A 14,957-nucleotide genomic window follows, 5' to 3' on the forward strand; every position below is an offset into this window, starting at 1 on the left:
CTTACTTTGCGAACTCATAGCCCCCCGTCCACGTTACAGCGGCCTAAACCAAGGCGATGACTAAGCCGACATCGCGTCCTCAATACTCAGGAGCATAAAATTCAAGCAAAGCATTCAAGGACGCACAGCAAAGATTAAGGCGTGAGTACACACGCCGAAATTCGCCATAGATCACAAGTTGCTAGGAAGCCAAACGCCCCAGATACCCGACGATTAACCATACTGTTCGCCAACACCGCTGACAAGCGGCAGATTTCAGCTCAGAGAAACAACGCTACGAATCGCGCGATTCTATCGTTCAACTGCACATAGTTTTTGGCGACAACATGGAGAAATAGCGGCAACAGTTCGTCGACGTTATTCACGAAAATGGCCAAGCTTATAGCAGGCGCCAGATTATCGAGGAGAGAGGCACCAAAATCCGCCCATCGAACACGCAGGATTTCAACGAGCGCGAAGCGTGTCTTCGATCACCGCCCAGTATCGCTCGACGGCGCGGGCCACCGTGAAATCGAGAACCCGCCTGCCGCCGGCCGCCCTGAGGCGAGCGCGCAGAGCCGGGTCCTGCATCCGGCGGAAGGCGGCGGCCATGGCCTCCACGTCATTGACCGGGATCAGCAGCCCCCCCTGCCCCTCGGCGATGGCGCCGGGCTTCGGCTCCACGGTCGCCTCCAACACCTCGGCCGGACCCGAGGCGCAGTCCGTAGCGACCACCGGCACGCCGCAGGCCAGCGCCTCCACCAGCGCGTTGGGGAAGCCTTCGGCGTTCGAACTCAGCGCCATGAATTCGGCGCGCGCTATCAGGGCGTAGGGATTGGCGGCGAACCCTGGCATGAGCACCCGCCCGGACACCCCCAGCCTCTCGACCAGGGCCTCAAGTCGCGGCCGCTCTGGACCTTCGCCCAGTATCAGCAGCCGGCCTGGCGCCTCGGAGCGGGCAAAAGCCTCGATGGACAGGGCGAAGTTCTTGTTCGGCACCAGCCGGCCCATGGCCACGACATACGGCCCCTCCACCGTCATGGTCGGCGTTTCGGTCGCGCGAGCGGCGATCTTCTCGGCAGGCACGGGGTTGGCGATCGCGACCATGGCCGCGGGCGCGACCCCGAAATCCTCAGCCAGGGTGTCGGCGACCCCCTGCGAAACGGCCACGATGCGATCGGCGCGCGGATAGGTGAGGCGGACGAGCAGCTTGGCCAAAGCCGCTGCACGCCCTTCGTTCAGGTGCGCCGTGGTGTTGACGCGCTCGCTGAGCACGAACGGCCTGCCCCTCAGGGCCATCGCCATGGCGGTCACGACATTGGCCCGCGTCAGGAAGCTGACGGTCAGCGCCGGCCGCATCCGGCCGATCAGGCCCCAGATTTGCAGGAAGCTGCGCGCCAGAGACTGGCGGCCGTCCAGCCGCACGGTCTCTACCCAATCGGGCAGGTCATAGACCTCTTCCTCGCGATCCAGCAGGACCACCACGATCGCATAGCGATCGGCGAAACGCTGGGAACCGGCGATCAGGGTCGTGAGAACCCGTTCGGCGCCCCCCCCCGCGAGAGAGTTAATGACGAACAGGATCTTGGGCTTCACAGGACATCCGCTAGCTGGGCCGGCGCGGCCAAGGCTACATACCGACCACCGACGCATCGCCGCAAGGCCGACACACGCATCAAGGTTCGAGCTGACTATTCAAGCGCACTATAAAGATGACATAGGAAACGAGCAGCTTTAGCATATTAAAAAGCATGCTTGGCGCTCGCCGCCGGCTGTCTCTCTGGAGTTTTAGATGGGTTTCCGCGGTAACCGAAAGTTCGGCGTGTTCCTGGCCGTCGCCGTCCTGGTCGTGACGGGGTGCGCCACGCAACCCATCGCGACAGCGCAAGCAGCCCAGGGGCCCGCGCAAGCAAGCAGCGCCGCCTATCAATTGGGCGCCGGCGATAAGGTCCGCGTGCAGGTGTTCGGCGAACCTGACCTGAGCGGCGAGTTCCAAGTGTCGGGCGAAGGCAAGCTGAGCATGCCCCTGATCGGTGACGTCAAGGCCTCCGGCCTATCGGTGCCTCAGCTGCAGGCGGCGTTGACCTCGACCTACGGCGGCGGCTACCTGCGCGATCCCAAGATTTCGATCGAGCTGATCAGCTACCGGCCCTATTTCATCCTCGGCGAAATCGAGAAGCCGGGCCGTTACCCGTCGACCGACGGTCTGACCGTGCTGAACGCCATCGCGACGGCCGGCGGCTTTACCTATCGCGCCAACAAGAAGCGGCTCTATCTGCGTCGAGAAGGCGAAAGCGCCGAACGGCAGATCACCCTCGACAGCGACGTCGTGATCCGCCCCGGCGACGTGCTGCGCGTTCCCGAGCGCCATTTCTGAAAAAGCGGGACAGAGCGGAAATGAGTGTTCGGTGCTTGTTGGGCAGGCCGTCGGCTTGGGTCTTGATCGCAACCCTGGGTCTGGCGGCCACGCCGGGGCTTGTCCGCGCCCAGACGGGCGCCGATGCGTCGGACCGTGACGCTTATCCCCTTCTGGAGCCTGGCCGCGGCCAGCGAGACCCGGCTCGCGGCGTCCCTGTACGCGAGCGCTCGCGCCCCGACTACGATCCGATCGGAGACCTCATCGGGGCCTTCACCGTCAATAGCCAGGCGACCGCCAAGGTCTCGTACGACACCAACGTCTTTCGTGAAACGAACGGTCGCGACGACGTTATCGGCGATTTGCTGCTATCGGCCCAAGCGAAGTCCAACTGGTCACGCAATGCGCTGGTCGCCGAGGCCTTCGTCGGCGCCAGCAAGCAAGCGCAATATTCCGAAGCCGGAAACTCGACCTACGGCCTGAGCCTGCAAGGCCGGCTTGACGGCGGCATCGGCGAAGCCGTCACGGTCGACACCAGTTTCGAACGCCTAGCTCAGGACCGGATCGCCGTAGGACAGGTGCTCAGCACCCAGGAACCGACGATCTACAACCGCAGCCAGATTGGCGTCACGGGGCGGCGCGCTTGGGGTCCCTTGGGCGTTCAGCTTTCGGCGAACGCGGCGAAGTATGATTACAGAGACACCACCTCGCTGGACGGAGCTCCGCTAGACCAGCAGTTTCGCGACTACGCCCTAGGCCAAGTCGGGCTGGACGTTGCTTACGGAACCGATCCCGGACGGGCGTTCTTCATGTCCGTCGCCGGCGAGAACCGCGAATACCGGCTGCATCGTCCGGGCTCGGTGAACCGGGATCAGCAGGGTTACGAAATCCTGGCGGGTGTTCGCAGCGAGATCACCCCCCTCATCCGCGGTCAGTTGGGCATAGGTTACCTGCACGCTGATTTCGAGGAGCCCGGCGTCAAGACGCGTGATGTCGTCTCGTTCGACACCCGCCTTAGCTACCTCGTCACAGAACTGACCACGGTTCGCGTTTCTGGCCGACGCTTCATGCAGAACATCGACATCCCCACCGCCACGGCGGTGCTGGTGACCCGTGTGGCCGCCGGGGTCGACCACGAACTCTATCGCAACGTCATTCTGTCGGCGGACTTCCGGCACGATGAAGGCGATTTCGAGGGCGTTGACGGCAACTCGAAAGTCAACTTCGTCGAACTTGGCGCCATTTGGCTGATCGACCGTCACTACCGGGTCCAGGCGAACCTCACAGGCAGCCAACGTCGATCGGAAAGTTTGGATACCCGTCGCAGCATCGACGCGGTCGTCGGCTCGGTCTCGGTCACCTACCGCCGCTGATAGTCGATTCGCCAGGACCCTGGAGCGCTGTTCAGGGTCTCTGGCATCCTGGCCCGAGCCGGACCGTCGTATTCTCTGGGCCTGCGCCTTGCTGATAAAAGAGCAGTTTGCCAGCTTGGGGCAGGCCTTCGCAGCGCCCAACGATCAATGTGGCGCCCCGGCCGACGCCAAACACCGTCGGCAAAGTCCCCTGCTTGGCCGATAGCTGGATCAAATCGACCGAAAGGCTGCCACCAGGCTGCACCTGGACGGCGCCCTTGCGCCAATTCCGACAGGATAGGGTGGTGGCTCGAGCCTGCCCCCATATGCGGTAGCAAAAGTTCACGTCCTCAGCGCTGACGTCGTCCAGGAGCAAGCCATCCGTCTTGAAATCGAAGCCTCCGTCGGAGCAGCCGATCGCTTGCGCATTGCGCAAGGTGACGTTGCTCGACTTGCGCTCGCCGGAGAAGCAGTCGCCGTTCGTATACTTGCCGGCGACGGATTCCATGCGGAAATCATGGGCTGAGACGTTCTCAATCAGGATATCCGAACCGCTGATCACCTCCACCGCCACCGGCAGATTGCTGCCGCGTGTCGGCTGGCGCAGCCGAAAGGCTCCATCACGGATCACCACGTTGGAGGCGTTCCTGTCGATCCGCACGCCGCCGCGTTCGACAGTGATGTCAAAGCCCTTGAGCCGTAGGCCCGTGATGTCGCCACGGGCTCCATCGAGCCAGCGATAGCTGGCGCCGCGCGGCCCTCCATCGCGGTAGTTCTCTACAACCAGGTTGCGGCGGGGGTTCGCAGCCAGGGACGGGCTCGAAAGCGCGACGACCAGAATGCCGACGAACCATTTCAACTGAGGCTTGGTCACGGTGTGAGCGGACTCCAAGGGTTCGGCCGAGTGCGCTGCCGAACGGGCGCGAAGCGTCTTTAAACGCCTCGCGCCTGCCGAGGATCAAGTCGCGTAGTAGGACTTGAACTTGTTGTAGTAGATCATCTCGTCGCCGGCGCCCGCGCGGGCCTGCTGCTGCAGGTTTACCTGGGTCAGGGTCGCGCCGACCACGCGGGCCCCAGCCCGGTCGAGCTGCTCAAGCGCCATGTGGGCGGCGTTGGTCGGAGTCTTGCGCCAGCGCACCGTGAACAGCACCCCATCGGCCATGGCCGCGACCGCCCGGGCGTCCGCCAGCGCCAGGACAGGTGCGGTGTCGAGGATGATCAGGTCGAAACTGCCGCGCAGCGACTCGACAAGGGTTTCCATCGCCTTCGAAGTGATGATGTCATAATCGTGCGTTTCCGACGCCCGCTGCGGCAGCAGCCAGGCGCCCGACGCCTCATCCTTGATGACGGCGTCGCGAAGCTGGACTTCGCCCTTCAAGACCTCGATCAGGCCCGCCTTGACGTTGGACGAGAGCGAAGCGCTCGAGGACCGCCGGCGCAGGTCGCAATCGACTAGCAGGGTACGCAGGCCCGCCATCGCCGCCGACCGCGCCAGACAGATCGACACCGTCGTTTTGCCTTCAGCCGGCAGCGCCGAACAGACGGCCAGCGAACGGATCTTGCTGTCGGCGCGCCCCAGCGAAAGCGCGGCGCGGATGCTCCGGAAGGATTCGCTGAACACCGAGCCATCGTGGCTGACCAGATAATTGGCCGGCGCCATCGGATCGCGGCGCGACACCCGGGTTCCGGGCAAGGCGGCCAGGTCCGGCACCGAGGTCATGACCGGCACGCCCAGCTTGCTCTCCACATCGGCGCGCGTCTGGAAGCCGCTTTCCAGCAGCTCCAGTAGAAGAATGACGCCCGCAGCGGCCAGCGTCCCGGCGATCACGCCGCTCAGAAGGTAGAGCTTTAGGTCGGGCGAGTCTGGAGACGACGGTTGCGTGGCGCTCGAGATCACATAGGCATTGCTGCGCTCGGTTCCCTGGCCGGTGACAGACTGCAGGTAGCGGTCGAGCAGCGATTGATACAGGCCCCGCGCAGATTCCGCATTGCGCTCAAGCTCGGCCAGTTCAACCGAGGCGCTGTTGGCTTGGTTCAAGGCGCCACGCGCGCGGTCCAGCGAAGACTGGATCGACGCCACTCGCCCCTCGCTCACGCGAAGGTCGGCATTGTAGCCCGCGCGGATGCTGCGTAGCTCGTTGTTGATGCTCGCATTCACGTCGGCGATCTGACGATCGATCTTCTGAATGGAAGGGTGGGTGTCGAAGTACTTGCTGGCGAGGTTGGCGCGCTGCGCGCTCAGTTCAGCCTGCTGACCGCGCAAGGCGCGCAGAACCGCGGACTCCAGGCCATCGGCGCCCCGGGACGCCGTGACGCGAGAAGCCGCTGCGGCATTGTCAGCCTTGGCGGTAGCCAATTGGCCGTTCAGCAACGAGATTTCCTGCTGGACCGCCGTACCGTCCTTCTGAATGTCGATCAGGTTCGTCGCGCCGCGATAACGCGCGACGGCCGCCTCGGCCTGCAGAACGTCGGACTTTAGCTTTGCGAGGCGATCGCTGAGCAGCGCCGTCTCACGGCTGCGCTCGTTGACCTTGTCACCGCGCTGCCCGCTCACATATTCGTCGATCGTGGCGTTGACAATCTTTGTGGCCAAGGCTGCGTCGCCATTCGAATAGCTCACTCGTATAGCGTAGGAGTTGCCCTCACGCTTGACGGCCAGCCCGCTGCGCACCCGCTCGATCGCTTGGTCCCGATCCTTGTGGGAACCACCAAAGCCCGGCCGCGCAGCCAGACCGAGGCGATCAACGACGGCGCCGGCGACACGCGGCGAGGTCAGAACCTGAACCTCCGTATCGACCGACGAGGAGTCGGTGGCAAGCGGAGCAGCCGCACCCTGCGTCGGCGTCACCAGATCCTCGACCCGACGATCGATCCCGACCCGCGCCGTCGCCGTGTAAACCGGCTTGGCCTGCAGGTATGCGACGAGCGTCAGCGCCAGAACGATCGCGCCGGTGGCCAGCGCCCACCACTGCCGTCGACGGATGGTGCCGAAAATCCTGCGCAGATCGATAAGGTTTGTCGAAGCGCTCGCTACCGGCCGTGACGCCGTCGCGTTGCCTGGGCTGTACATTAATTTCCCCGATTGGCTCTCGTCAAAGGTCCGATAATTCATCGCTCATGCAGAGAGCGTTTGAACGCTTCAGTCAATGGGTCGAGCATGTACTGCAATGCCGTGCGTTTGCGAAGCTTGATCAGAACTTGGACCGGGACGCCAGGACGGATTCCAGTATCGGCCCCCCGCACCGCGCGAAGCAGCCGCATCTGACTTTCCGGGACCACGATTTCAGCCGAAAAGTAGGATTTGCCAGAAGCTTCATCAAGCAAGCTGTCGGCCGACACGTTTCGGATGGTTCCCAGCAGGATCGGCAGGTCTCGCTCGTGCAGAGACTGGAACCGCACCTCGGCTTCGCGGCCCTGATAGACGCCGTCGATGTCTGTGGGCGAAAAATTGGCCTTGATCTCGAGCGGCGCCGCGTCCGGCACGATATCCATGATGGCCTGGCCGGCCTGGATCACGCCGCCTTCGGTGAACACCCGCAGACCAACGACCTTGCCCGCGACGGGCGCTCGGATGATCGTACGCTCGAGCTGCTCGCGGGCGGCTCGCAGCTTGGGCAGAGCCTCGTTCAGCTGAAACTGGGTGTCGCGCAAGAGACCCGCGCTTTCCTCGGTATAGCGTCGGGTGGCCTGGATCGACTGCTGCTGGGACTCGGCGATCTGCTCTCCGGCGGCGGCGACACGCGACGAATAGTCGGCCGAGGTCCCCTCGAGTTGTGCAAGAGCGCGCTCCAGGGAGCGAACCGTATTGCGCGATGCAAAGCCCTTGGCCTCAAGTTCGCGCGTGCTTTCCAGTTGCTGACGCAGGGATTCCTTCTGCCGTTCCGCCGCTTCAGTCTGGGCCCGGAGGCCGCCTGTCTGCTGCTGGACACCCTGCGCCTGCTGCCGCAACACGGCGCGGCTGGAGGAAAGCGAGTTGCGGCGAGCCAGCAACTGGCGCTGCTGCAACATCATCGCTCGGTCAGCCAAGGAGCGGTCCTCGGTGCTGAGATTGGCGAACTCGGCCGGCCAGAGGATGCCCGTGCCGTTGATCTCGGCCTCAAGGCGAGCCTTTTGGGCCTGGAGATCGATGACGGTGTTGGCGTATGCGCGCTCCTGCGCGGCCACCTCCGCTGCGACCAGCCTGATCAGCACCTGACCGCGTTGGACATGTTGGCCATCCCGGATGTCTAGCGCCTCGATGACCCCGCCATCACGGTGCTGCACCGTTTGGCGGTTCCCGGAGACGGTAACCTGGCCCTGACCATAGGCGGCGGCGTCAAGTCGAGCGAAGGCCGACCACCCCAGCAGCACGACGAAGAACAACCCCGCGATAATCAGGCCTCCCAAGAGCACCCGCTTGGGCGAATCGTCGAGACCGACCTCGGGGGGAGCCCGAAGCGGCGCAGGCAGGAGTTCGCCCTCCATAATGCCTCGATCGCGGTTCGGCAGCGCCATCTCACGCTCCTCCCTGGCGCGCATCACGCCCGTCATCACCTTGATTCAATTGTCCCACATCAGACGCCGGCTCGGGGGACGGGGGCGCGGGCACCGGCGCGGAAGCGGCGGTGCGGAAGATGTCGTCGCGGTCGCCGAAAACCTGGATCTCACCGTCGCGGAGAACCATGATCTTGTCGACGCTTCGAAGGATGCCCGTGCGGTGGGAGGAAACAATGACGGTGGCGTTCCGTTGCCGCAGTTCCTCGATGGTCTCAACGAGCCGCGCCTCGCCGCCGCTGTCGAGGTGGGCGTTGGGCTCGTCGAGCAACAGGATCGTGGGCGAGTCGAAGAGCGCTCGCGCCAGGGCCACCACCTGCCGCTGGCCTGCCGAAAGACCGCCTTCGCGGTTTGTCAGCGAGGTCTGGTAGCCCTGAGCGAAGCGCAGGATCAGTTCGTGCGCGCCCGCCATCTGGGCGGCGTTGACGACCCGGCGATCGAGATCCGGACCGGCCGGTTCCAGATAGGAGCGGAAGCGCGAGATATTGGCGTGGACGCTCGCCGGGAACAGGGTCGGCGACTGGGGCATGTACCCCATGTTGCGCCCCAGGGTCTCGCGATCCCAGTCATCGAGCTTGGCGCCGTCAATCCGGATCTCGCCGGAGGTCGGCTCGATCGCGCCGGCCATCATCCGCAGCAACGTGGACTTGCCTGCGCCGCTGGGCCCCACAAGGCCGATGATCTCCCCGGGCATGACGGAGAAGGTCAGGTCGTTGAGGATCGGGCGCTCGAGGCCGGGAATCTCGACCGTCGCGTTGATGACGTCGAAGCGTCCTTGCGGCTTGGGCAGAGTGGTGCGCGGCGCGGCCGCATCGGGCAGCTCGCAGAACTCCAGCAGGTTGCGATAGGCGTCACGCGCGGAAAGCACGTTCTTGAGAGCGTTGAGGATCTGCTCGACAGGCTGCAGGGCCCGCCCCAGGATCAGCGAGGCCGCGAAGATCGCACCGGCGGAAATCTCTTGCTTGATGGCCAGCCAAGCCCCCAAGGCGAGGGCCATCGACTGGAATAGCATCCTTAGAAACTTGGTGACGGCCAGGAACGATCCGGAGGTGTTTGCGACCTCACCCTGGATCTGCGCCACCTCCGCGCGATCGGACAAATGCCGTGTCACCAAGGCGTTGCGCAGGCCCAAAGCACGCGCCACCTCGGCCGACTGGATCGAGAAATCCTGCAGCTGATAATTGATGTTGGCCTGCTTGCTCGCCTCGGCCACGCCGTTGCGGGTGGCGTAGTCGCTCAACACGGCGACGCCGATGAGCAGCAGCGAGCTGAGCAGCGCTAGCAGGCCGATCATCGGGTGAAGCATATAGCAAATGATGATGTATATCGGCGCCCAAGGCGCATCGAAGATTGCGATGATCGCCGGGCCGGTCAGGGTGTTGCGCAAGGTGTCGAAGTCGCGCATCGCCTGCAGGCGCTGCAGAGGCGTGGCTTGGCCCGCGCCCAGGATGCGGTGCAGGATGTCGCCCGCCGCGCGCTTTTCCAGCCGCATGCTCGACAGCATCAGCAGTCGCATGCGGACGGCGTCAAGCGCGGCGAATACGATGAGCGAGACAGCCAAGACGAGGCACAGGATCACGAGCGTGCCGCCGCCCCGGGTCGGCACGACGCGGTCATAGACCTGCAGCATGAAAATCGATGGCACGAGGTAGAGCAGGTTAATCAACCCGCTGAAAAGCGCCGCGCTCATGAAATGCGTGCGACAAGCCCGAAGCGCTGCTCGCAGCGGATTGGCGGATTTATAGGCACGTTTCACATGCGCACTTTCTAGCTTCAGGAACTAAGTCACTCGTCCTAGACACAAGCGACAGGGCGTCACGGCCTTGGCGGCGAGTCAAGGCCGTGCCGAACTGCCAGCTGAACTGTTCGCCCAAAGAGGGCGAAGTCCAACTTTACTTGATGACCGCGCAATTTGCGTTAAGCGCCTTCATTTTCGCGAGGAAGCGATCATAGCCACGCTCGATCTGCCAGGCGTCGGTGACCTGGGTTGCGCCGTCCGCGACGAGCCCCAGCAGAGCCAGGGCAGCGCCAGCTCGCAGGTCCAGCGCCTTGACCTGTGCGCCGCGCAGGGCGGGCGTCCCGATGATGTGGGCGGTGCCGTTCCGCACATGCCCTTCGATGCCCATCTTAGCGAATTCACTCAAATAGGCGTAGCGATCCGCGAAGCGCAGGTCGACGATACGCGATTCCCCGCGGGCGCAGGCCCCGAGGGCGGCGAACAGCGGCTGCATGTCGGAGTTGATGCCCGGATACGGGCCGGTGCTGATCTCGACCGGATAGGGACGGCCGGAGCGGACGATGACGGTGTCCTCCGACTGAAAGACCTTGGCGCCGCTCTCTCGCAGGAAGATCAGCGGCACTTCGAGATCCTTGGCCGGGAAGTCCAGGATTTCGACATCGCCGCCGGTGATCACCGAACCGATGACCCAGGTCATGGCCTCCATGTTGTCGGGCATGACCTGATGGGTGACGCCGTCCAAGTTTTCGGCGCCGTAGATCTCGATGCTCTCCTGGCCGTTGATCGTGATCTTGGCGCCCATTTTCCGCAGGAAGGCTGCCAGATCCAGGATTTCGGGACGGATGTGGGGGTTCCACAGCACCGTGCGGCCCTTCGCCAGCGAACCAGCCAGAAGCGCGTTTTCGGTCGCGCCGGTGGAGCGCAGCGGCAGCACGATCTCGGCGCCGGTCAGGCCATTGGGCGCTTCGGCGCACAGACGGCCGTTCTCCTCCCAGACACGGGCGCCCAGGCGGGTCAGGACGAGCTCGTGCAGGTCGTATTTGCGGTCGCCCAGATTGCAGCCGCCGGGCAGCGGAACACTGCCCACGCCGGTGCGCGCCACCATGGCCCCCAGGATAAGAAGGGTGTTGCGGATCGAACGACCGGTCCAATGCAGGCCGGTGGGGGGCGCCGAAACCTCCGAAATCGTCAGGACGCCATTCTCGACGACGCAGGACTTGCCCAGGGTGTCGAGCATCCCGACGTGGACGATCGCGTCCAGCAGGTGCTCGGGATAGTTCTGCAGCACCACTCGGCCCGAGGTCAGGAGCGAGGCGGCCAGAAGGCGCAGGACGCTATTCTTGGCGCCGCTGACCCGAACCTGGCCCTCAAGCCGGGAGCGCATCACCTCGAAGGTGCGCGACTCGGTCGGCGCCACGTCACTCTCCGCTTCTTGCTCGACGATTTTGAGCTGCGCGTTGCGATCAGTCATTGCCGTTCTCCAAGGGTAGTGGGCCGAACTGGTCGGCGAGTTCGTGAGCCGGTCGAAGCTGACCGACGGGACTGAGGTGACGCACTTCAGCCAGCATGGCGACGCCGGTCAGCTCGAAGACCCGGCGGCGGGCGGCCGCGATCAGGGCCAGGACGTCCACGGAGCGGGCCTGGCCATTGTTGACGATGAAATTGGCGTGTTCGGGAGAGATCTGGGCGTCGCCGGCGGCGAGGCCCTTCAGACCCGCCCGCTCGATCGCGAGGCCCGGCGGCCCGATCAACGAATACAGGCGCGGATCGCTCACGAACACGGATCCGCAGTTGGCGCGGACCTTCGGAAACTTTGCGCGTCGCGACCGCATGATCTCCACGGCCTCGCGGCGCAGCGCTCGGGCGTCGCCGGGTTCGAAACGGAAACGGGCGGACACCAGGACCAGCGCCCCGTCCTGAAGGCGCGAATGGCGATACGAGAAATCGAGTTCTTCCTGCTGGAGCCAGCGCACATTGCCGTCGAAGTCGATGACCTCCGCGGCGATCAGATGCTCGCCGATACCCTTTCGCTGGCTGCCGCCGTTCATGGCCACCAGGCCGCCGACGGTGCCGGGGATGCCGATCGCATGAATGGCTCCGGCAAGGCCCTGGTTGATGGTGGCGTGCACGAAATGGGGGACCCAATGGCCGGCGCCCACGGTGACCTCGCCGTCCGAACCGAACGACACCCCGCCCAACGCCCGACCGATCTGGACCACCACGCCGCGGAAACCGGCGTCGTCGAACAGAAGGTTTGAGCCATCGCCGATCACCACGTGCGGCAGGCCGCTTCGGGCCGCCGCGCGCAGGGTGCGCGCCAAGGCGTCTCGCGAGGCCGGCGTCACGACCAGATCGGCCGCGCCCCCGATCCGCCAGCGGCTGAGTTTCGACAACGGGGCGTCGTACTGGAACTCGTCGCGGGCGAGGCCCGCGACAACGGCGTCCAGTAGTCGGTCGTCATCACGCTTGGTGTTGAATGTCGTCAACAGACTGTCAGCCTTCAATCGCCGCGCCTGGCGTCGCCAAAACCGCGTTCGGTGTTTCTCCTCATAAGCGCTCAAACTTCTCTTTTGCAGTTAAACCTTGTCTCAAGGCGCGACTTTTTTTTAAATGCCCCGCATGCTGGCTTTCAAGGCGGGTTAAATCCGTGCCCGACAGCCGTCCGAGAAGAAGACACGGCTGCGTGTCATTCTGATGATCGCGCGCCAACAGTGCAGCTGCGCCGTCGTGGACCTGAAACGTCGCCTTGATATTGGCTTGTCGCCGCGCCGGCTATAAGGGACGGAAACAACGTCGAAGTCCTGCGCACCTGAGCGCGTGCACCTCGACGGCGGGCCAGTCAGGAGACGCCATGGGGGATGCAACCGCGCCGCGGGTTTCGGTGATCGTCGCGGCCTATAACGCCTCCGCCTATATCGCGCGGGCCGCCGCCAGCCTGCAGGCCCAGACCATTGACGACTGGGAAATGCTGGTCGCCGACGACGCCTCCTCCGATGACACCTTGGCCGTCGTCCGCGGCCTGCAGGCCAGCGACGCCCGCATCAGGCTGCTGCCGGCCGAGACCAATGGCGGCCCGAGCGCCGCGCGCAATCGCGCCATCGCCAAGGCCAGGGGCGAGTGGGTCGCGGTGCTCGACGCCGACGACGCCTGGCGCCCGGAGCGTCTCGAGCGGCTGCTCGCGGTCGCCCGGGCCGAGGGTTGCGACGTCGTGGCCGACAACTACATCCGCTTCGACGACCACGCCCAGGTCGAGGCGGGCGCGGCCTTCCATGATCCACGACCGGTAACCGTGCTTGATCCGGTCCGCTTCCTGGACAGCGAGCATCCATTCGGCAAGGTTCGCTTCGGCCTATTGAAGCCGATAATCCGCCGTAGCTTTCTGGAGGCGCACGGCTTGGCCTACCCCACCGAGATTCGCTACGCTGAAGACTTCCTGTTCTTCATGCGCATCCTCCTTGAGGGCGGGGTCGGACGCCTAGTCAGCGCCCCCTACTACATCTACACGCTCCCCCAGAGCCCGACGAGCGGCAGGACCTCGGCCGGTACGCGCACGGCGCCCAAGCTCAGCGACCGGGTCTGGATCGCTAACCACCTCATCGCCCACTACGGCGCCGGTGCGGCTCCGGAGGTGCGCGCCGCCCTGGAGCGCTATCGGCAGGGCATGGCCGACATCCACGAAGGACACCTGGCCCACCGGCTGTGGAGCGAGGGGCGCCGGGCCGACGCGCTGCGCCAGATCGCCCGACGTCCTCGCGGCGCCATAGCCTACGCCTGGAACCAGCCGGTCACCAAGCGCCTGCGCGCCCGCGTAGGCCTTTAGCCGCGAAGACCGCCCGCCAACTCGCCTCGAACGGCGGCAATCCTGACGGGAGGCTCACGAGCCGGGTCGCCCTGGTTGGGACGGGCCGCAATTGATGTATAGGTCGGGCGTCGTCCCACGACGCTCGGCGCCGTGAGACCAGGCCGCCAGACATGATGTCCAAGACCGGCAATGCGCGAGTGATGACACACGTGAACGACATGGTTCTGTACGCCCCCGCCGACCGTCCGGCCCAGCTCGATGTTTCGGTGATCCTCTGCACACGCAACCGCGTCGACGCCTTGCGCGACGCGCTGGACAGCCTCGCCGCAGCGATCCAGGCGAGCGGAAACGTCTCCGCCGAGATCGTGCTGGTCGACAGCGCCTCGACGGACGCAACGCCCGATCTGCTCAGGTCCTGGGCGGAGAGTCAGTCGTTTCCGGTCGTTGCCATACGCTGCCTGTTGCCTGGCCTTGCCCGCGCGCGCAACGCCGGGCTGAGCCAGTCCCGGGGCGCGATCATCGCCATGACGGACGATGACTGCGTGGTGGCCGCCGACTATCTCGACAAGATCAAGGCCGCCTTCGCCAGCGAAAGCGGGCCGGCCATCATCGGCGGACGCATCAACCTCGGCGACACGCGCGACCTTCCGATCACGATCAAGCCTGACCCCGAGCCCAAGGTGTTCGACAAGATGCGCATGCCCAGCGGCTTCATCATGGGCGCGAACCTGTCTTTCAACCGTCGCGTGATCAAGGAGCTGGGCGAGTTTGACGTCCGGTTCGGCGCCGGCGCGCGCTTCGTCTCGGCGGAAGACAGCGATCTTCTGGTCCGAGCGCGGATCAAGGGCATCCGGGTGCGCTACGCGCCCGAGATCGTCGTCAGCCACTTTCATGGCCGCCGACAACTGTCCGACGCCCAGAAGCTCAACGCCGGCTACAGCTTTGGCGACGGCGCCCTGTTCGCCAAGCACCTGTTCGCGACGAGCTTCATCGCACGCGCGATCATCGGCGCCCTGGCCCGCTCGGCCCGCGATCTGGTGCTGCCATCGAACGATCCCATCCTGGGCCGCCGCAAGCACCTCTTCCGACTGAAGCACCAGTTTCGGGGCTTTGCCGCCTTCCTCAGGACCCGCAACATCCCGGAAGACGGCGCGTTCAAGGCGGGCTGACCCACCGGTCTGCGGAAGACCCGCCCCC

The 14,957-nt window shown here is 64.8% G+C and carries 11 protein-coding genes; 4 read left to right on the plus strand and 7 right to left on the minus strand.

Annotated features, from left to right (window positions below; all coding sequences use genetic code 11):
• Positions 1-444: 444 nt before the first annotated feature.
• Positions 445-1,575, minus strand: coding sequence for a glycosyltransferase (locus I4Q42_RS25315; RefSeq protein WP_198578882.1), 1,131 nt, complete (start codon positions 1,573-1,575; stop codon positions 445-447).
• A gap of 226 nt (positions 1,576-1,801) precedes the next feature.
• On the opposite strand from I4Q42_RS25315, the gene I4Q42_RS25320 reads away from it, so the two are divergent.
• Both I4Q42_RS25320 and I4Q42_RS25325 read left to right on the plus strand, forming a co-directional pair.
• Positions 1,802-2,356, plus strand: a complete 555-nt coding sequence (locus I4Q42_RS25320; protein ID WP_198578883.1) for a polysaccharide biosynthesis/export family protein — start codon at positions 1,802-1,804, stop codon at positions 2,354-2,356.
• A 62-nt stretch (positions 2,357-2,418) separates the two neighbouring features.
• Entirely contained in the window at positions 2,419-3,708 is a 1,290-nt protein-coding gene (locus I4Q42_RS25325) for an outer membrane beta-barrel protein (protein ID WP_198578884.1), read from the plus strand.
• Positions 3,709-3,739: 31 nt separating this feature from the next.
• Here the strand turns inward: I4Q42_RS25325 and I4Q42_RS25330 are convergent, their stop codons facing one another.
• The 6 genes from I4Q42_RS25330 to murB all read right to left on the minus strand — a co-directional run bounded on the left by I4Q42_RS25330 (position 3,740) and on the right by murB (position 12,444).
• On the minus strand, positions 3,740-4,561 hold the full coding sequence (locus I4Q42_RS25330) for a hypothetical protein (protein ID WP_198578885.1): 822 nt from the start codon (positions 4,559-4,561) through the stop codon (positions 3,740-3,742).
• A gap of 84 nt (positions 4,562-4,645) precedes the next feature.
• Complete coding sequence (locus tag I4Q42_RS25335) at positions 4,646-6,799, minus strand: GumC family protein (protein ID WP_198578886.1); 2,154 nt, start codon at positions 6,797-6,799, stop codon at positions 4,646-4,648.
• The gene (locus I4Q42_RS25340) at positions 6,796-8,181 is read right to left on the minus strand and encodes an HlyD family type I secretion periplasmic adaptor subunit (RefSeq protein ID WP_198578887.1); all 1,386 of its coding nucleotides are present in this window, start codon (positions 8,179-8,181) and stop codon (positions 6,796-6,798) included. Before I4Q42_RS25340 ends, I4Q42_RS25335 begins: the two co-directional genes overlap by 4 nt.
• Position 8,182: 1 nt before the next feature.
• Positions 8,183-9,976 carry a type I secretion system permease/ATPase gene (locus I4Q42_RS25345; protein WP_198578888.1) on the minus strand — a complete coding sequence of 598 codons (1,794 nt, stop codon included), beginning with the start codon at positions 9,974-9,976 and terminating at the stop codon, positions 8,183-8,185.
• A 136-nt stretch (positions 9,977-10,112) separates the two neighbouring features.
• On the minus strand, positions 10,113-11,429 hold the full coding sequence (locus I4Q42_RS25350) for a UDP-N-acetylglucosamine 1-carboxyvinyltransferase (RefSeq protein ID WP_198578889.1): 1,317 nt from the start codon (positions 11,427-11,429) through the stop codon (positions 10,113-10,115).
• Positions 11,422-12,444 carry a UDP-N-acetylmuramate dehydrogenase gene (murB, locus tag I4Q42_RS25355; RefSeq protein WP_198578890.1) on the minus strand — a complete coding sequence of 341 codons (1,023 nt, stop codon included), beginning with the start codon at positions 12,442-12,444 and terminating at the stop codon, positions 11,422-11,424. Before murB ends, I4Q42_RS25350 begins: the two co-directional genes overlap by 8 nt.
• Before the next feature lie 365 nt (positions 12,445-12,809).
• On the opposite strand from murB, the gene I4Q42_RS25360 reads away from it, so the two are divergent.
• A complete protein-coding gene (locus tag I4Q42_RS25360; RefSeq protein WP_198578891.1) occupies positions 12,810-13,778 on the plus strand; it encodes a glycosyltransferase family 2 protein in 969 nt (322 codons plus the stop codon).
• Between the two features lie 152 nt (positions 13,779-13,930).
• On the plus strand, positions 13,931-14,929 hold the full coding sequence (locus tag I4Q42_RS25365; RefSeq protein WP_198578892.1) for a glycosyltransferase family 2 protein: 999 nt from the start codon (positions 13,931-13,933) through the stop codon (positions 14,927-14,929).
• Positions 14,930-14,957: the final 28 nt, after the last annotated feature.

Source organism: Caulobacter hibisci (assembly GCF_016135805.1).
In the GTDB taxonomy this organism is placed as follows: Bacteria; Pseudomonadota; Alphaproteobacteria; order Caulobacterales; family Caulobacteraceae; genus Caulobacter; species Caulobacter hibisci.